This is a genomic window from Ulvibacter sp. 2305UL32-6, from assembly GCF_058148545.1.
This window is the reverse complement of the sequence record NZ_JBYVKA010000004.1, coordinates 90,009-109,101: the sequence shown is the minus strand read 5'-3', so window position 1 is coordinate 109,101 and position 19,093 is coordinate 90,009. Positions and strand designations below refer to the sequence as shown.

Genomic DNA, 19,093 nt, shown 5'->3' with positions numbered 1-19,093 from the left:
TAGATTTAATTGATTTGGTTATTGTCAATAATCCAAATGTATAAGCCCTTCTATGAATCTCAAATAGTCGTTTAAGGAACGGTCGGTTCCATACCACGAATGGTTTATTTGAATCTATAAAGTGTTATTAAAGGTGAAAAAACCTTTCAGATGTGGGGAAAATTCTGAAAGGTCTTTTCTGAAATCAAACTGCTAGCTAATTACATTTGTATAATACATGCCGTGTTTGAAGTCCCTAATTGTAATACCGTTGCAAGATGGGGGCCGTTAGTGATTTGTTCAATTTTTGAGCAATTAAGGTCCCCATTTTGAAGAACATAAGCTTGGTGCATATTTCCAACTTGCAGCGTTTCATTTTTATTGAAATTACCAATTTGCTCCACATCAGTTATATTATCATCTCCTCGTTGATTGACACGGTTGTAGTTCGAATTTCCTATTTGGCTACTTACATTCAAGTTATTATTTCCAATTTGTTTTGAATACGCATAGTTTTGATCTCCCTGCTGTAAACTTTCATACAAATTATAGTCACCTCTTTGTAATGAATAAACATCATTTTGATCTCCTGTTTGGATATTTCTATTTAGATTATTGTTGCCTACTTGTTTCGAATAAGAATTGTTCGTATCTCCTAGTTGATCTACTACAGTAAAGTTTTGATTTCCATTTTGGATCAAGTTTAACGTGTTATCATCGCCATTTTGATCTACGGTAGCTAAGTTTTGATCACCAGTTTGTTTTAAATCCGAAAAATCACTATCGCCGTTCTGTCCAACAGTGGCCGAATTATAACCTCCTACTTGTCGCATCGTACTGGTGTTATTTCCAATTGTTTGTGTGTTTTGCGCGCTGTTAAATTCTCCTTTTTGTATCACGGTAGAAAAATGGCTATCTCCAAATTGAGCAATTATTGCTGAATTATTACCACTACTACTTGAAGTATTATCTTGAAGTACTCGTGCACTATGATTTAGACCCGACTGAACAATTATTGCCAAATCATCACTTTCCCGCTGATCTACATCTACCGTGCTGAAATCTGACTGTTGCGTTATATAGGCCTGATTATAATTTCTATTTTGGAACACATCTGCAGTATTTAAATTACCTGTTTGAGCCACATCTAGAGTATTTGAATCTTTATTTTGTCGAAACTTTGTATAATTTAAGTTACCCGTTTGATTTACGGTAGCCATGTTATAATTTCCAAATTGTTTACCAATAACACAATTGTCATCGCCTGTTTGTTTTACATAGATATTATTATCTAAAACCCATGAATTGTTTCTTCCTTGCTGCACCTCCACACCATTGTCGTTTACGAATTGATAAACATCTGCATTGTTGATTAAACCAAACTGCTTTGTTACCGCATAATCTCGTAGACCTTCTTGCTTTGTGTATGCCGTGTTCGAAAATCCCTTTTGTCTTATTCTTCCGTAGTGAGTGGCTGCGCCTGTAGGTACTTCCGTTTGGTTTATCTGTGCCATATTGAACGAATTTGTTTGATAAATTTCAGCTGCAACAAAGGGCGTGGTGGGACCTGAAGATTTTTGTGCGTAACATACAGTTGCCAATAGCGCCATTGCGCCAAATAGTAAATTTTTCATAATCATTAAGTTTTAAATGAATGCTGGTTAATTAGTTGACGTGAAGGTATACCGCCTAATGCCTATTAATACCCATGATATAACTAACAGCCTGTTTGATATAGCGAAATGCTCCATTGATTCAATGATCCAAATGGATCCCTAAAATTGTTCTTCCGAAGAAATTAATACAGAATATCTTTTAGGTCTCAAAAACTAAAGACGCTTCTCTTGAAATAATAAAAAAAGCAAAACAGGCATCTGTTAGTCTTCATCTATTGTGTTCTTGATATACTACTTTCATTCTTTAGGCGTTTATTTGTTCAAACCCCAAAAATTGGTAAGTTTGTGAACCAAATTAAAGTCGATGGAAGAAGTTACCCAAATACTCAGTTACGCTGCCTACTTATTACCTGCCATTGTTGTAGGGTTAGTTGCTTACTATTTCTTTAAAGGACATACGGCGAACGAAGAAGGCCGAAGACGCTATTTAATTCAAAAGGAAGCACAAAACCAGATGCTACCCATGCGATTGCAAGCCTACGAACGTATTACGCTATTATTAGAGCGTATGGATCCACACAAATTACTTATTCGCGTAAAACCTTATTCAGAAGATGTAGAAGACTATGAAAAATTGTTGGTACGCAATATTGAACAAGAATTTGAGCATAATATCGCACAACAGATCTACCTAACACAAGAATGTTGGAATTTAGTAAATGCCGCTAAAAATGCCACTATTCATGTTATCAGACAAGCAGCAATGCACGAAAAGGACGGCGGAGCAGATAAAATGCGAGAATGGCTCTTGCGTGCTTTTATGGAAGAAGTAACACCATCTCAAAAGGCGTTGATGTATGTTCGCAAAGAGGTTTCAGAGCTTTATTAGTCGATCCCTTTCTTTACAGATTAATTAATTTTCCTTAAGGTTTAAACAAGTCATTGCGAATCGCATACAACACAAGCCCGATACGGTTTTTTACTTCTATTTTCTCGTAGATCGAATTTCGGTAGCCTTCAATGGTCTTCGGACTCAAAAACATCTTATCGGCAATTTCTTTATAGGTCATTTCGGTACAAGCATACCCTAAAAATTCAAGCTCCCGCTCTTTAAAATGTATTTCTGAAGGTTTCTTCTGAAGGGTTCCAACTAAAATTTGAGCGATAGTATTGGTATGATAATATCCCTTCTCAACAACTTGCTGCAAGGCCTCGTGCAAAATCTCCTTCTTGGTATCTTTCATCAAATACCCCTTGGCGCCGGCTCGAAGCATTTTTAGAATGGTATTCTCATCTTCCTCTATAGATAATGCCAACACTTTAACTTGCGGATACTGTTCGGAAAGCATTTGCGTGGTTTCAATACCATTAAGGATCGGCATATTGATATCCATAAGCACCACATCAGGGATGTTATCAGGAATTTTTAGTTTATCCAACAATTCCTGCCCGTTCTTACATAGAAACCGTGTTTCAAAATCTTCGAACTCATTGACCAATCCTCCTATGGCCTGTGAAAGCAATATATGATCGTCAACTACTACTACTGCATGTTTCATTTTTATACATTTTTCTGCGGAATACAATACGTAAGGCGTAATGCGGTTCCTATGTTTTCTTCGGAAGTGATCCGAAGTTGCGCCTCAATAAGTTGCGCCCTATTCTCCATATTTTTAAGTCCGATACCAGCAAATTTCGAATCTTGAGCAAAACCAACTCCATCATCTTTGGCGGTGATCTCAAGGCAAGGTGATTCATACATCAAGACAACATCGAGATGCGACGCTTTAGAATGCTTAATTGTATTGGAAAAGAACTCCTGTAAAATGCGGAATATAATAATTTCTTTTTGCTGATCCATATTGATCGTTTCACCTTCCACAGTAAACGTTGATTTTATAAAATTAAGTCGGTTAAATCGTTCGATCTCCAAATTGATCGCTTCTTTCAAACTTAAACTTTTAAGCGCTTCAGGATTAATTAACTTAGATAAGGCTCTAAGCTCAGTTAATCCCGTACCGATAGTCTCGGCTACCTCATCGAGATTTTCGGGAGACTGACGCGCCATTTGTACTTGTATCTTCGCCAGAGTCATAAGTTGGCCAATGTTATCATGCAATTCCCAACTAATATTCCGAAGAGTTTCTTCCCTAATTTCAATTTGTGTTTCTGCCAGTTCTCTTTCAAACGCTTTTTTGGCCTTTTCTTGTGCTACGATCAACTTATTCTTTCGTTTTAAAAAAACCGTAAACAATACAATGATGACCGCTACCAGCAATAGTAACACCACTGCCATAATAAGCCCAACTATTTCTTCATCTTCCATAGTAAACCTGCGGTAAAACAGCCATATAAAATAATGATTAGCACTTGATGCATGATTAAAAGCGTCATAAAGGTATTCTGTTCGGAAGCAAAGTACAAACGGGTGATCTTCACTGGAATATAGCCCATATAAAAAAGTAATAGACCAATTCCCATCCAAAATAACAGATCTTGTCTTAAAGAAAGTACGCGTGATGAGTTTAGCATTTCCAGAAAGTATAAGATCACGCAAATCACTATTAAACAACCCCCGGTAATATAGGAGTACAAGAGCGACTCATGCACAAAATCAAAAGTGATCAGATCAACGATTAGCGAAATAATAAAAATTCCTACCAATATTACGACACCTTTTTTGTTGCTTCTTTTATGCAGAAAATAATAAAACACATAAAAAAAGAAAAGATAGAAACACAGGTTAAAAATGTTGTAAAAAAGTGCGTTAAAGCCAACGTAATTATATAATTGCCAACCAAAGATCTCAAGCAAAAACATATAGCCTAAGAGTATTGGTAAGAATTTTAAGGCTGTATGCTTATATTTTGAATAGAAAAGAATAGATGCTAAGAGAGCGGTCCCTTCAGCAACTTTACTTAATATTTCTAATATAGCAATTACGGCGTCCATCGCATTTTTTATAGATCAAAATCGGTTGACTGTCGCGGAGGAGGAATTAAACTTCCTTCATTTAAAATTAAGCTGTGTCCTTCATGATGATCCAAAGAATTCATAAAATTAGGGTTCATCATTAAAAACTTCGACCCAAAACCAGCGCTTTGTTGTGTAGTTTGACCACCCTGCTGTTGATTCGGTGCTAATTGTCCTATCACATTACTCAACGGAATTGCCTTCCGTTTATCGCCAGCGCCGTCGGTCATAAAACCAATGTCATTTCCGCCTACATTCATAGTTGGGATAAGCATAAAAGAATTTTGACGTGGGTATTTAACGGGTGCGCCATTACTAAACGTCTGTTTATCTGGATAACTCGTTAAGTAGAATTGAATTCCAGAAACTTCTACATTTGCCAACTTGGCTTCATGCTCGACATAAGCTAGATATTGCTTGATTGTTTTATAATCATACCAACCGTAACGAGTTGGATTAAACGGACTTCCATCGGGATTTGGTCGTTCATATTGCTGAATCAAACCAATACGTCTTTCAGTATATGTATCGTACATTTCATTGGCTTGCTCAAGAGAGATAATTTGTTGTGGAGCTTCATTTGTTGGCTTATCAGGGGTATCAGTTTCTTCGCATCGCAAATAGCCCAAAACGAGCACCGCCATAAGCAATAGAAAAATTAAAAAATTCTTGCCGTTTTTCATGATTTATGTTTTTTGGTTACCCTATAAAAGTAATGCCATTTTACGACATTAGAAAGCTATAAAACTGTTCGTAAGATTCGTAAAAAGTAAAAAACCCTAGTAATAAAGGGCTAAGGCAACGAACGCTCATTCAATTTGAGGGAAAATACTTTCGTAAACGGGTAAATACTCCTTTACCTTGCATGGTTTACCTCTACAGAATATTACCAAATAGTGTAAAAACCTTCCGAAGAAAAATCAAACTTATTAATCATCATCCATTGCTTTGATCTCATTGAGATCTGAGTGCTTGTGCTGTGCATATTCCAATCCGCGTTCCCACCATTGAGACATTAATTTTTTATCAAAAACCAATGAGTTTGTGGTAAGCACCGTAGGCGTGTAATAAAAATTAATAATAGCATCATTCTGGCTTGCAACCAATTTACCAATTCGAATGTTCTGTTTTTCTACACGATCCAGCATAAAAGCATGCATATTGGTAAGCATAGAAAATACGTTGCGCGAAGGCAATCTGTTGTAATAAGTAACTTCGGTTTCTAAAATGATCACATCAACGGTTGTCGCGCCGCGGTTTATCGCCTCTTCAATGGGTACCATACTGCCAAAACCACCATCGGCATACTCGCATCCATTCTTTTTTACCAAACTCATAAACGGCACATAGTTACAAGAGATCCAGATCCAATCACAAAAATCATCATAGCTAAAATCATTTATAGATTTGTATTCAACCTGATTGAGCGATAAATTAGATACGGTCACCACTACATCTTTATTTCCTTTTTGAAGCTGCTGAAATTCTTCTTCAGTAAGTGTTTCTTTGATAAGCTTTCGCAAATTATAACTCTCGCCAAAGGTTTTACTTCCACGGAAGAAATTCCGAAGCACATTAATATGATCAATACTTATCTCTTTACCTCCATACTTCGTTTTTGTCACACGAAACGGTCGCCGATTAAAGATACTATGTTGATTTACCGAAGTATACACCTCTTTGATCTTCGCCACCTTGTTTAAGGCCAAATGCGAAATAAGTAAGCTCCCGGTAGAAGTTCCTACAAAAAGGTCGTACTCTAAAGCTAGATCTTCCGTAAGATATTGCGCAACGCCACCGGCAAATGCTCCTTTACTTCCTCCGCCTGAAATGACTAATGCGCGCATAGATTACCATTTTGATTTTAAATAGTTCAGCTCTTTTTCTGGAAGCTCAGCCTCAATAGACTTTAATGCTCCAACCCATTCTGGCTTTTGAAGTACTAAATCCATAATACTTCTGGCGTTACTTCTAAATCGCCATGTATGATGCACACAGGCATTCACCAAGTTTCTTAGACTTTTAAGATCCCATAAATTCAATTCATTGACATATCCTAGCGCCACTTCTCGAACTTCAAAACTATAGTCTAGAGAGGTGTACGAAAGTAATTCATTTCTAAAATTTTCTTTCTGAAAAGGCTTATACACAGGATCTGCCAGCGCTAACACCAACCATAACTGTCGAACATTTTTATTCTGAAATCCAACAACATCGGCCATTTTATCAAGATATGTACTTCGCTTTTGCGGAAACGCGACAAAAAGATTATAAAGCATAGCTTCCTGCGTAATATAAGATGCATCTAAAAGGAGTTGTTCATATTGCGGCTGTAATTCTGCGATGGGCATATTAGGTGAAAGCGCAATGGCTTGTCGCGTGTATAAATTTCCATCTTTTAATGCAAGCTTGAGCAGTTGTAAAGCATCTGTATTCAAAGAAGAACCATCTAATTGAAAAACAGCTTCCTGACCTAAAAAATCACTATCGGAAATGATAGCAGCTCGTAACAGCGCGACTTTCGATTCGATAGGCTGTTCTCTGAGTGAAACCAATTGAAAATAGCGCAGCATAAAATCTGATCGCTTTAAAGATTCATAAGCTTGTTCAGCTTTAAATGCAGTTTGTTCCAGCCAGTCTTGCTTCCATCCCGAAATATCGACAGTTGTTGCCGCTTGCACTTCAGTTAAAAAATCTTGTGTTGTCACATTTTTAAACGCATATTTCTCTAAATAGTTTTTAACTGCTGTTCTAAAAGCGACATCACCAATGGTCTCACGTAACATATGCAGGGCCCAGGCTCCTTTTTCATAAAAGGTAAGTGAACTCGCTTTTCCATCAAGTAAAGATTCACCTTTTCCCTCATCGCTAAGTGATTGTAATTGTTCGGCCGAATTAAACAACTTCCAATAGTAGTGGTCGGCACCATAAATTTCTCTTTCTGCCAGCAATGCATAATAGGTGGCAAACCCCTCATGCAACCAATGGTGTGTACTTTCGGTCTCTGTTACTAGATTTCCAAACCATTGATGGGCGAGTTCGTGCGCGTTAACCGCAGTATAACTTCTATCATTAAAACCAGTAGAATCTACTACAAATGCTTCCGAAAAGAAAGTTGCGGCGGTATTTTCCATTCCCGCATATAAAAAATCACGTACGGGAACTTGTTTATAATCTTGCCACGGATAAGGTATTCCGATCTCGTTTTCCAAAAATTCGAAAATATCCTTTGTGTAACGGTAGGTGGATTCGGCCTTTTCCTTATTGTCATTGGCCATATACAGTTCTATTTTGACATCAGAAGCTGTATAAAAGCTACTCTTTTGATAATCACCAATTGCCATCGCTACCAAATAACTAGGCATGGGCTTAACCATATCAAACTGCCACAATCTATCTGCTCCCTGTGGCTCTACACTTAACTTCAAACCATTTGCGATCACGGTTTTTTCCTTTGGCGCCACAATACCAAGGTCAAAAACCATTTTATCATTCATGTCATCCAAACTTGGAAGCCAATGAGAGGTATATTTTCCTTGTCCCTGCGTCCAGATCTGATCTCCTACAAAGTACAGCGTTTGCTTTGGTTTTGCATTGTATTTAAAGCTAATCGTATATACTTCACCAGCTCTAAAGTCCGCTTTAAATTGTATTTTATTTTCTTCGGAAATTGCCTCTATTTTCACTTCGGAAGGTCCAGTTCCTTCTTTTAAAACAACTTCAGTTATGCTCATATCAACCGCATCTAAAAATATTTGAGAAGTAGGCTTTAAGATTTCAAACTTTACAGCAACCGAACCCGTGATACTTTCTTCCGAAGCATCTGGCGTTACTACAGCTTGTAATTCAATAAAATCAACTACCTCAGTCTGCTGTCCATGAGCTAGGCTGGTTAGTAAAAGCAATAGAATCAAAACATATCTCATAATAGGGAAACAGCAATTATAGAACCAAAAATAAACAATTACATCCTTAGAACCTCGTATTCGAGGTCTCAGTATTATTTCTGCTTTTAACCGAAATGCTTTACTTTCGTTCTATGAATTCCAATTTTTTACAAACGCCTATAGAATACTTAAAGGGTGTAGGTCCTAATCGAGCTAGTTTGCTAAAAACTGAATTGGGTATTCATACTTTTCAAGACTTACTCAACCTATTTCCAAATCGTTATTTAGATCGCACACAATATCACAAGATAGGACAGTTACCCAACACCAACGCCGAAATTCAAGTCATTGGCAAGATTACCCACATTAAGGTTGTAGAACAAAAACGAGGAAAACGACTTGTTGCCACTTTTATAGATGATACAGGTAAAATGGAACTCGTTTGGTTTCGTGGTCATAAATGGATCCGCGAAAACTTAAAGATCAATCTGCCTTATGTGATCTTCGGAAAAACAAATCACTACAATGGTTCCTTTTCGATGCCACATCCTGAAATGGAATTACTAGAAATACATGAAAAGAAATTTAGATCGGCAATGCAACCGGTTTATCCTTCAACCGAAAAATTAGGCAATGCTGGCATCACAAACCGGGTACTAAATACACTGATGCAACAACTCTTTTTGGAGCACAAAAATAAGTTTGAAGAGACCCTTCCAAAGCACCTATTGGACAGCTTAAAATTAGCATCAAAAAACGAAGCATTATTCAATATCCATTTTCCAAAGAGTCAGGAATTATTGACACGTGCAACATATCGTCTTAAATTTGAAGAACTGTTTTATATCCAATTACAATTACTGCGAAAAAACATGCTTCATAAAGCTAAAATAAAAGGATATCCTTTTACACAGATAGGAGAAAATTTTAAAACTTTTTACAAGGATCACCTACCTTTTGAATTAACGGAAGCACAGAAAAGAGTAGTCAAGGAAATACGAAGCGATTTAGGCAGTAATGCACAAATGAATCGATTACTCCAAGGAGATGTAGGCTCAGGCAAGACCATTGTGGCACTATTATCAATGTTAATAGCTATTGACAACGGTTTTCAAGCCTGCTTAATGGCACCGACTGAAATTTTGTCAGTCCAACACTATAACGGCTTAATTGATTTATGTAAAGAACTAAAAACCAGTGTTTCATTATTAACTGGGTCAACTAAAACTTCAAATCGTAGAGAAATCCACGAAAAGCTGGAAAATGGATCTATTGATATCCTTATTGGCACACATGCGCTCCTCGAAGATAAGGTAAAATTTAAGAACTTAGGCTTAGCGATTATAGATGAACAACACCGATTTGGAGTTGCACAACGAAGCAAATTATGGCATAAAAATAAACTACCTCCACACGTTCTGGTGATGACCGCTACCCCTATTCCACGTACTCTGGCGATGAGCGTTTACGGCGATCTGGATATTAGTGTTATTGATGAACTTCCACCGGGAAGAAAAGACATTAAGACTGTACATCGATATGACGCTAATAGATTGAAGGTTTTTAGGTTTATTCGGGATGAAATTTCGAAGGGTAGACAGGTCTATATTGTATATCCATTAATTCAGGAAAGCGAGGCCTTAGACTACAAAGATCTTATGGATGGTTATGAGAGTATTGTACGTGAATTCCCCTTGCCAAAATACCAAGTCTCAATTGTACATGGACAAATGAAACCTGCCGACAAAGAGTACGAAATGAATCGTTTTGTAAAAGGCGAAACTCAAATTATGGTAGCCACTACTGTAATCGAAGTTGGCGTAAATGTTCCAAATGCAAGTGTAATGGTTATTGAAAGCGCAGAACGCTTCGGACTCTCACAGTTGCATCAATTGAGGGGTCGCGTGGGAAGAGGCGCAGAACAAAGTTATTGTATTCTTATGACCGGTCATAAACTTTCAGCAGACGCTAAAACTAGGATTTCAACTATGACTCGTACTAGTGACGGTTTTGAAATAGCAGAGGTAGATTTAAAACTAAGAGGCCCTGGAGACCTCATGGGCACACAACAGAGCGGCGTTCTCAATCTTCGGATCGCAGATATAATCAATGACACAGCCATCCTTAAGATCGCCCGAAGCTACGCTATACAAGTTTTAAAAACCGACCCCTCATTAAACTTACCAGAAAATCTTCCTATAAAGCGCACATATGCGCAATTAGCTAAGTATAAAAATATTTGGAACTATATCAGTTAGTCTTCCGAAGAAAATCATTTGATCTTGTTATTCCTCCAATAACATAGTAATAAACCGCTCAAAATCCTGAACAAACATATCGTATTCCTTACCCGTTGCGGGTCCATTAAACCCAGTGTGGATCTTTCTTACAACACCTTCTTTATCTATAAAAATAGTAGTGGGATATGACAAGACATGATTAAGCATAGGTAGTTTTTGTTGTGCCTTCTCCTTACTACTGCTTCCGTATTGCGCTAATAACAAGGGATACGTAACCCCTACCCGATCTTCTAATCGCTGTAGTGCCGCGAAGGCTTTCTCTTGAGTTGGTGCGTACTCAAAAGCCAATCCAACAAACGCTAAATCGTCATTCTTCTTTTTCTTGTAATAATTAGACAAAAACTTGGTTTCGTCAAGGCAGTTCGGACACCAAGTTCCCATGATCTGCACCACAACAACCTTGTTCTTAAATTGCTTATCGGCTAAAGAAATCTGCTTTCCTTTAGCAGTAGGAAAAGAAAAGGCTAATTTTTCATATCCTTCTTTAAGGAAAGTCAATGAATCTGGTGACGGAAGCTTATATGCATCATTCCTCTTCGCTGTAAATGGTTCTTTCCAGTGATTTCCACTATAAAAAACACCCTGCATCAAACTATCTTTGACCTCAGCCTCAAATAAAAAGGCATGAGCACCATCAAAGGTAGACAGCTTTAAGGAGTCGTCTTGAATAACACCGTCTAAATAGCGGTAATCGCCCGTGGTTGTTCGAATGGTTCCTGTTACTCGGTTGCCCGTTTGTTCAAAAATAGCCTTCGCTATATAACGATCCTTTGCATTATTCGGACTGAAAACAGTTTCCCAATTCCCAGTAATGATTGTGTTTGGTGCTCCTGTTACATGAAATCGCAAGTCGTTTCCATGCCGCATGCTAAAAGGCACAGTACGATCTAAACTCGGTTTTATAAAATCACCATAAATAGAATCTGAAGTATACTTACCTTTAAAAGTCCCTTCAAAAACAGGATGTTCAATAGTGATTGAGTCGCCTTTTAGAGTAATATCAGTAATTAAAATTTCCTCCTCGGCATTATAAAATACCATGGTAGTATCGGCCTTTAAATCTAATAAAAAAGGTAGTTCCTTCCCTTTTTTAATCTCTAGACTTGCACGCCACGGCCCTGTTTTTAAAGTTTTTTCATTATTCTGACATGAACAAAGAAAAAAAACTAGTGAAACGACACCAACATATTGAAAATACCTAAATGGATTGATCTGACGCATATATTTGAATTCTTTCAAACAAAAATAGGCGTTAGATATCTAACGCCTATTGAATGAAATCTTAAAGTTTCTCTAATTTTTGTCGACTGTAAGCTTCGCTTTTTGCGCATCGATGGTGTTTACCCCCATAGAAAGAGACTCTTCTAATTTTGCGATAAGACCTTCTGCACGCGAAATAGAAGCTTGCTTTTTAGCAATTTCAGCCTCCGTTAAATTTCCTTCCGCAATGGCAGCAGCAAGCCGTAGCTTACTATCAGCTACTTTCTCTTCGGCTTTGGCCACCAAAGAACGTTTACTGTTAATCGCCGTTTTCTTTTGCTCCAAATTAGCCTTTGCCTCATCAATTTTGGCAATTCCTTTTACCACACGTGCATCCTTCTTTTCCACAGAAACGACAGGCTTAGTAGTGCTTGTAGCCGTTCCAGAATTTGAAGCATTAATTTGGGCAGACTTCTCCTCCATAATTTTGCTCATTTCTTCACGTTTCTTTAAAAGCGCCGCCATCATCTCTTCCTTTAATTTAGCTTGGTCAGACGGATTGGCTTTCTCAATACGAGCGTAGTAATCTGCTTTTATTTTAGCATATTCGGCCTCAAGACGCTTTCGTTCAGCGCTTGCAGGATCAATCTTTTGATCTGCATCGTCACTTTTTGCATCTAAAACTCCCTTTTTTTGATCTAAAGCGGCGTTGACATCTTTTTTGACATCTTTTTTTACAGCATTTGCGTCTTGTTTTGCTTTTTCTTTTTCCTTTTGAGCATCGCGCTCGGCATCTGCCTTCTTTTCCATCATCTCCTTTTTCATTTTTTCCGCGGAAGTCGATTGTGCAATAGCACTATTAAGTCCGACGAAAAAAACCAAAAGGCTAGCAATGGCAAATTGTTTTACTGTTTTCATTTCTTATATTTTATGATTAAATACTATCTAAGGCCTTTAATGACTCTTCAAGTTCATTGGCTGTTTTTTCTACTTCTTCGGAAATTTTATCCGCTTCAGCTTCGATACTTTCGATTTGTTCTACGATAACTTCAGTTTCTTCTGCCTCTTTGTTTGTATCACGACACGATGTTGCCGCGAGCACGAATATACAAGCGAAAAGAGTTGCTAATTTTTTCATTTTTATTAAGTGTTTATGTTAAGAATTTTAAATGTACAAATTATGAGCCATAATTTGAATGCTACCCGCAATATTTTATCTTTGCAAACTAATCAAAAGCACTCATGAAGATCTCTTACAACTGGCTTAAACAATTCATAAAATTAGACTGGGAAGCCACAAAAACAGGTGAGCTTCTTACAGATCTCGGACTCGAAATTGAGGGTGTAGAGCCATTTTCGTCTGTAACCGGAGGTCTTGAAGGTGTTATTGTAGGGCATGTTCTCTCTTGTGAGCAGCATTCAAATGCAGATCGGCTTAAGGTAACTACTGTCGATCTTGGTCTAGAAGAACCCGTCCAAATTGTATGTGGTGCTCCTAATGTAGCAAAGGGTCAAAAAGTCCCTGTTGCCACGGTAGGCACAACTTTATACGATGCCGATGAAAAACCATGGGAGATCAAAAAAGGAAAAATTCGCGGCGAAGTTAGTATGGGTATGATCTGTGCCGAAGATGAACTAGGCCTTGGAAAAAGTCATGACGGTATCATGGTCTTAAAAGAAGATCTAGTACCAGGAACACCACTTGCTACAGTACTAGAAGTTGAAAAAGATGTTGTATTTGAGATCGGCCTTACCCCTAACCGCGCAGATGCCATGAGTCATTGGGGCGTTGCCCGTGACCTAAAGGCTGGACTTTTACAACACGAAGTCTCTTTAGAGCTTATTACTCCATCAACTAGTAGCTTTCATATAGACAGCCGAACACTCAAAATGGATGTTTCGGTAGAGGAAAATGAATTAGCACCTAGATATTGTGGCGTAACAATTAGCGGAATTGTAGTTGACGACTCACCTGCGTGGTTACAAAACCGACTCAAAGCGATTGGGCTAACACCCATTAACAATATTGTAGATATTACAAATTATGTTTTACACGGGTTAGGGCAACCTTTACATGCTTTCGACGCAGCTAAGATCAAAGGAAATCAGGTAATAGTTAAAACCCTACCAGCAGGAACTAAGTTTACCACATTAGATGACGTAGAACGTGAACTTCACGAAGAAGATCTAATGATCTGTGATGCAGAAAAACCGATGTGTATTGCTGGTGTTTTCGGTGGAAAGCACAGCGGAGTGACCGAAAGCACGACAAGTATATTCTTAGAAAGCGCCTATTTTAATCCTGTAAGCGTACGTAAAACAGCTAAAAGACATGGTTTAAATACCGATGCTTCTTTCAGGTTTGAACGTGGTATAGATCCAAACACTACAGAATATGCCTTAATGCATGCGGCTATTTTAATTACTGAGATAGCTGGTGGTGAAATTACTAGCGATATTGTAGATATTTATCCGAAGAAAATTGAAGACCACCAAGTATTTTTAAATTTTGAGAATACAGCGCGCCTTATCGGTGAGGAAATTCCGAAAGAAACAATTAAAGAAATTCTTTCTTCTCTTGACATTAAGATGAACAACGTGACTGAAACTGGTATTGGAATGACAATACCCGCCTATAGAAATGATGTCACTAGAGAAGCCGATGTTATCGAAGAAGTACTGAGAGTTTACGGATATAACAACATACAGTTTACAGAAAAACTAAATGCCTCTATGGCAAAAACATTGCCTGTTGAAGATTACTTGGTACAAGACAAGGTGGCTTCACAACTTACGGCTTTAGGCTTTAACGAAATGCTGGCAAATTCATTGACCTCTCCCGAATATACTGCGCTGAGCACTTATTTAAGCACGGCACATCAAGTTGAAATGCTCAACCCATTGAGTAATGATCTTGCAGTGATGCGTCAATCAATGCTCTTTGGCATGTTAGAAGCATTGGCGTATAACAGCAATAGAAGAATGAGTGATGTAAAATTATTTGAGTTTGGCAAAACCTATCATAATTATCCTAGTGGACGAGAAGAGAAAAAACACCTTTCTGTGATTATTTCAGGAGCCTTGCAGCCAGATTCATGGACAAATACAAGTAAAAAGAGCGACTTTTTCTTCGGAAAAGGAATTGTAACCTCCATATTAGATCGCTTAGGAATAGCAGATTATACAGAGAAAGGACTTAAAAATGATGTGTTTTCTGAAGGAATTACACTTTTTAAGAATAATGAGACACTCGTTGAATTAGGAGTTTTAAAGAAAAAAGTAACCAAACATTTCGACGTGGAAGCTGAAACTATTTTCGCCGATTTTAATTGGGATGCGGTTCTAGCAGAAATATCTTCCAAGAGCTTTCATTTAAAGCCTATTCCTAAATTTCCGAAGGTAAAAAGAGATTTTGCCTTGTTGCTAGATAATACTGTAAGTTTTGATTCATTAAAACTTGCTGCGTTTCAAACGGAAAAACAATTGCTTAAAGATGTATCTCTCTTCGACGTGTACACCGGTTCTAAATTACCTGAAGGAAAAAAATCATACGCCCTAAGTTTTACACTACAAGACGAACGTAAAACTCTTACCGACAAACAGATCGATAAAATAATGGGCAAGTTACAGCAGCGATTTGAAAAAGATTTTGGAGCTTCGCTTCGCTAAAAAGGCATAAAAATATAAGCTGCAGCTATCACTTTTTTGAGGCTGGAAACAGCAAACCGTCAACGATGTGAAAATACCCTTTGCTGTGCAAATAATCGGTATCGGTCACGATGGCGGTGTTATTATTATGATCAAACATCACAACTTTCCCGTTTTGTTTTCTAAAACCTATTTTTTCGTTGGAAAGCGTTGTGTAATAAACAGTACCATTATTTCGCTGAATCCCGTCAAGCAAAGCATTACTATCAACACGCCCAGGAATTACGTTTAGTTTAAGCATGTTTTCCATCAAACTCTTATTTCCAACTATAGAATCGCGAGTCTCTTCTGGCATATCTGTAAATGACTTATCACGCACTACAAAAACGGTGATCATTTCTGAAGTTGAAAGCTCGTTTGCAAATTGCTCATCATTTAACAAGTTTGCTATATAGCTGAAATCTTCAGATAAAGACAAATTCTCGGCAAGTGATTTTTCCGAAGAAAAAACAACTTCCTTATACTTTTTGGTTGCCGCTTGTACCGAAGTTGACTCGTATTTTTGAGCGGTTGCAGTGGTTGTGGCAATAAAGATAACAAGAGCAGATAACAGTATTTTAAAACGCATAGATATGATTTTTCGGTATAAAAATAATCAAATACCCTACCAAAACGTGGCTTCCTTAGGATTATTTAATGATAGCATCATTTTAACTTAAAAATTTTGCTTTCAATTGATCTAGCGTGTAATTTTATTAAAAATTGTTTGACGATGTTTGAAAAGACCAATATCGAAGCCAAATTGAGCAAACTTAGAGATAAACGAAGTGCTCCCGCTCAACTTTTAACTGAAGTACATAAAATTTTAAACAGTAATGAAAACGAACGTGCTGCCATCAGAAAGACGCTAAGTAACGCATCTGAAGGAAGAAAAAACACCTTTGATCTTGACTTATTAGTTTCAGAGCGCCTATACCATCTTGACGATATAAAAAAATTATGCGTCACATATAGATTACGATTTTTGGATGCTCGTTTCTTTAAAGGAGAATTTCCTGAGGAAGCGATTTCTCAGATACGCCATCTTGAAAAAACACATAAAACCACTTTAACCGACTTTAAGATCGTTGCACCTGCAAAACTTCTAAAGCTTGAAAACGCAGACGACCCTTTACTTTTTGCTCCAATGGGTAATAATTATTTTTATCTAATACACAAATGGGGGAATGATCTTCATCCACTTCGTAAATTGTTGATGTGGCCTTATAAAAGTTTTGAAAATTTAGTGGCCACCATCTTTTTATTAAGCATCATAATAACCTCAATGATGCCCTTAGATCTATTTTCAAAAACTCACAGCGCACAAGAATATATCATGTTACTCCTGTTTGTTTTTAAAGGCATGGCCGGTATCGCATTATTTTATGGCTTTGCTAAAGGAAAAAATTTCAACGGAGCTATTTGGAACAGTAAATTTTATAACAGCTAACTATGACAGACAAGGCAAAACAAACAACGCGTATTTATACAGGACCAGCTATGCTTGCACAAGGATTGGTCGCTCGGCTTAATGCTATTGGTATTTCTCCTGTTCGACGGGATGACCACGAAAGTGGCATTACCAGTGGCTTTGCTCAAGGTGTCCCTGGGCAGGTTCAGTTATTCATTAGAAATGAAGAACTTGATACTGCACAAGCTGAAATTGATGCTTATTTAAAGGAAATAGAAGAAGACTAATTAAGCCTTTACCCCGTACATAGCATCCCGTTGTTCTTTGATCTTTTTGTCATGCATATACTCGTCGAAAGACATATAACGATCAATAACTCCTGATGGCGTTAACTCGATCACCCGATTACCTACGGTTTGAGCAAACTCATGATCATGAGTTGTAAGCAGAACGGTTCCTTTAAAGTTTTTTAGCGAATTATTAAAGGCTGTAATAGATTCCAGGTCTAAGTGGTTTGTTGGCTCATCAAGCATGACAACATTAGCACGCATCATCATCATTCGGCTAAGCATACAACGTACTTTTTCTCCTCCAGAGAGTACATTACATTTTTTAAGTGCCTCTTCTCCGCTAAACAGCATTTTTCCGAGGAAACCACGAATATAAACTTCTTCGCGCTCTTCCTCTGTTTTAGCCCATTGACGTAACCAATCAACTAAAGACATATTACTTTCAAAAAAACTATGATTATCTAATGGTAAATAACTCTGATTTGTAGTTACACCCCATTGATATTCACCCGCATCTGCCTTTTGATTACCGTTAATAATTTCGTAAAAAGCTGTTGTTGCACGCGAGTCACGTGAAAAAACAACCACTTTATCTCCTTTTGTTAAATTGATATTGATATCTTTAAACAGCGTTTCACCATCTAAAGAAGCAGATAAGTTTTCAACATTTAATATTTGATCCCCTGCTTCGCGCTCGCGCTCAAAAATAATCGCTGGATAGCGGCGACTCGAAGGTTTGATATCGGAAACATTTAGTTTGTCGATCATCTTTTTTCTACTGGTCGCTTGCTTAGATTTTGCCATGTTCGCTGAAAATCTACGAATAAACTCTTCGAGTTCTTTCTTTTTATCTTCAGCCTTTTTGTTTTGTTGTGCACGTTGACGCGCTGCTAACTGGCTACTTTCATACCAAAAGGTATAGTTACCACTAAAGTGATTAATTTTTCCGAAGTCAATATCACTGATATGTGTACATACCGCATCCAAAAAGTGACGGTCGTGAGAAACCACTATAACACAATTATCATAATTTGCTAAAAAATGCTCCAACCAGCTAATTGTTTCATAATCAAGATCGTTTGTTGGCTCATCCATTATGAGCACATCCGGACTTCCAAATAGTGCTTGTGCCAGAAGCACACGTACCTTTTGCTTACCGTCAAGATCGGCCATTAGATTGTAGTGCAGAGCTGCATCTATCCCTAAATTTGATAATAAGGTAGCTGCATCACTATCTGCATTCCAACCGTTCATTTCTTCAAAGATAACCTGTAATTCGCCTATTCGTTCAGCATTGGCATCGGTATAGTCTTCATACAATTTATCAATTTCAGATTTAATACTGAAAAGTTCCTTGTTTCCTCTAATTACAGTCTCTAAGACGGTGAATTCATCATAGGCGTTGTGGTTCTGTTCTAGAACCGACATACGTTTGCCTGGCTCAAGATGCACATGACCTGAGGTTGGATCTTGTTTTCCTGAAATGATTTTTAAGAGGGTCGATTTTCCGGCACCATTTGCGCCAATAATTCCGTAGCAATTTCCTTGTACGAATTGTGTGTTCACTTCATCGAACAACACACGTTTACCAAATTGAACCGATAGATTTGAAACTGAAAGCATGTAAAAAATAAGGTATTAAATTCGGCGCAAAAGTAACCAATAATGAGGGATTGAAGAAATATTAACGTTTATAAATTCCTTTTAACGCTCAATTAACAATATACCACAGTCGTGTAGATTATTTTTG

At 37.6% G+C, this 19,093-nt stretch carries 17 protein-coding genes; 5 read left to right on the top strand and 12 right to left on the bottom strand.

What is annotated here, in order from left to right; genetic code table 11:
* Positions 1-200: 200 nt before the first annotated feature.
* Complete coding sequence (locus ACY2RU_RS13275; RefSeq protein ID WP_490138956.1) at positions 201-1,613, bottom strand: hypothetical protein; 1,413 nt, start codon at positions 1,611-1,613, stop codon at positions 201-203.
* A gap of 346 nt (positions 1,614-1,959) precedes the next feature.
* Here ACY2RU_RS13275 and ACY2RU_RS13270 point away from each other — a divergent pair, with 346 nt between their 5' ends.
* Positions 1,960-2,484: a DUF7935 family protein gene (locus ACY2RU_RS13270; protein WP_490138955.1), complete on the top strand. Its 525-nt coding sequence runs from the start codon at positions 1,960-1,962 to the stop codon at positions 2,482-2,484.
* Between the two features lie 34 nt (positions 2,485-2,518).
* Here the strand turns inward: ACY2RU_RS13270 and ACY2RU_RS13265 are convergent, their stop codons facing one another.
* The 6 genes from ACY2RU_RS13265 to ACY2RU_RS13240 form a co-directional block, all read right to left on the bottom strand.
* A complete protein-coding gene (locus ACY2RU_RS13265; protein WP_490138954.1) occupies positions 2,519-3,154 on the bottom strand; it encodes a response regulator in 636 nt (211 codons plus the stop codon).
* A 2-nt stretch (positions 3,155-3,156) separates the two neighbouring features.
* Entirely contained in the window at positions 3,157-3,921 is a 765-nt protein-coding gene (locus ACY2RU_RS13260; RefSeq protein WP_490138953.1) for a sensor histidine kinase, read from the bottom strand.
* Positions 3,903-4,547 (bottom strand): hypothetical protein, encoded by a 645-nt coding sequence (locus ACY2RU_RS13255; RefSeq protein ID WP_490138952.1) that lies wholly within the window; start codon positions 4,545-4,547, stop codon positions 3,903-3,905. Before ACY2RU_RS13255 ends, ACY2RU_RS13260 begins: the two co-directional genes overlap by 19 nt.
* An 8-nt stretch (positions 4,548-4,555) precedes the next feature.
* The gene (locus ACY2RU_RS13250) at positions 4,556-5,251 is read right to left on the bottom strand and encodes a hypothetical protein (RefSeq protein WP_490138951.1); all 696 of its coding nucleotides are present in this window, start codon (positions 5,249-5,251) and stop codon (positions 4,556-4,558) included.
* 246 nt (positions 5,252-5,497) lie between these two features.
* Positions 5,498-6,415, bottom strand: a complete 918-nt coding sequence (locus ACY2RU_RS13245) for a patatin-like phospholipase family protein (protein ID WP_490138950.1) — start codon at positions 6,413-6,415, stop codon at positions 5,498-5,500.
* A 3-nt stretch (positions 6,416-6,418) separates the two neighbouring features.
* Positions 6,419-8,494: a M1 family metallopeptidase gene (locus ACY2RU_RS13240; protein ID WP_490138949.1), complete on the bottom strand. Its 2,076-nt coding sequence runs from the start codon at positions 8,492-8,494 to the stop codon at positions 6,419-6,421.
* A 113-nt stretch (positions 8,495-8,607) separates the two neighbouring features.
* On the opposite strand from ACY2RU_RS13240, the gene recG reads away from it, so the two are divergent.
* Positions 8,608-10,713, top strand: a complete 2,106-nt coding sequence (gene recG, locus ACY2RU_RS13235; protein ID WP_490138948.1) for an ATP-dependent DNA helicase RecG — start codon at positions 8,608-8,610, stop codon at positions 10,711-10,713.
* Positions 10,714-10,740: 27 nt separating this feature from the next.
* Here recG and ACY2RU_RS13230 read toward each other — a convergent pair whose 3' ends face one another.
* The 3 genes from ACY2RU_RS13230 to ACY2RU_RS13220 are packed head-to-tail and all read right to left on the bottom strand — an operon-like array spanning position 10,741 to position 13,093.
* A complete protein-coding gene (locus tag ACY2RU_RS13230) occupies positions 10,741-11,994 on the bottom strand; it encodes a TlpA disulfide reductase family protein (protein ID WP_490138947.1) in 1,254 nt (417 codons plus the stop codon).
* A 54-nt stretch (positions 11,995-12,048) separates the two neighbouring features.
* Positions 12,049-12,873, bottom strand: a complete 825-nt coding sequence (locus ACY2RU_RS13225) for a hypothetical protein (RefSeq protein WP_490138946.1) — start codon at positions 12,871-12,873, stop codon at positions 12,049-12,051.
* Positions 12,874-12,889: 16 nt separating this feature from the next.
* On the bottom strand, positions 12,890-13,093 hold the full coding sequence (locus ACY2RU_RS13220; protein ID WP_490138945.1) for a hypothetical protein: 204 nt from the start codon (positions 13,091-13,093) through the stop codon (positions 12,890-12,892).
* A gap of 104 nt (positions 13,094-13,197) precedes the next feature.
* Here ACY2RU_RS13220 and pheT point away from each other — a divergent pair, with 104 nt between their 5' ends.
* Positions 13,198-15,624: a phenylalanine--tRNA ligase subunit beta gene (pheT, locus tag ACY2RU_RS13215; RefSeq protein WP_490138944.1), complete on the top strand. Its 2,427-nt coding sequence runs from the start codon at positions 13,198-13,200 to the stop codon at positions 15,622-15,624.
* A gap of 28 nt (positions 15,625-15,652) precedes the next feature.
* Here the strand turns inward: pheT and ACY2RU_RS13210 are convergent, their stop codons facing one another.
* The gene (locus ACY2RU_RS13210) at positions 15,653-16,231 is read right to left on the bottom strand and encodes a fasciclin domain-containing protein (protein WP_490138943.1); all 579 of its coding nucleotides are present in this window, start codon (positions 16,229-16,231) and stop codon (positions 15,653-15,655) included.
* Positions 16,232-16,375: 144 nt separating this feature from the next.
* On the opposite strand from ACY2RU_RS13210, the gene ACY2RU_RS13205 reads away from it, so the two are divergent.
* Together ACY2RU_RS13205 and ACY2RU_RS13200 are read left to right on the top strand one after the other, a co-directional pair.
* Entirely contained in the window at positions 16,376-17,092 is a 717-nt protein-coding gene (locus ACY2RU_RS13205) for a hypothetical protein (RefSeq protein ID WP_490138942.1), read from the top strand.
* Between the two features lie 2 nt (positions 17,093-17,094).
* The gene (locus ACY2RU_RS13200; protein WP_490138941.1) at positions 17,095-17,340 is read left to right on the top strand and encodes a DUF2007 domain-containing protein; all 246 of its coding nucleotides are present in this window, start codon (positions 17,095-17,097) and stop codon (positions 17,338-17,340) included.
* Here ACY2RU_RS13200 and ACY2RU_RS13195 read toward each other — a convergent pair whose 3' ends face one another.
* Positions 17,341-18,966, bottom strand: coding sequence for an ABC-F family ATP-binding cassette domain-containing protein (locus ACY2RU_RS13195; protein ID WP_490138940.1), 1,626 nt, complete (start codon positions 18,964-18,966; stop codon positions 17,341-17,343).
* Positions 18,967-19,093 lie beyond the last annotated feature (127 nt).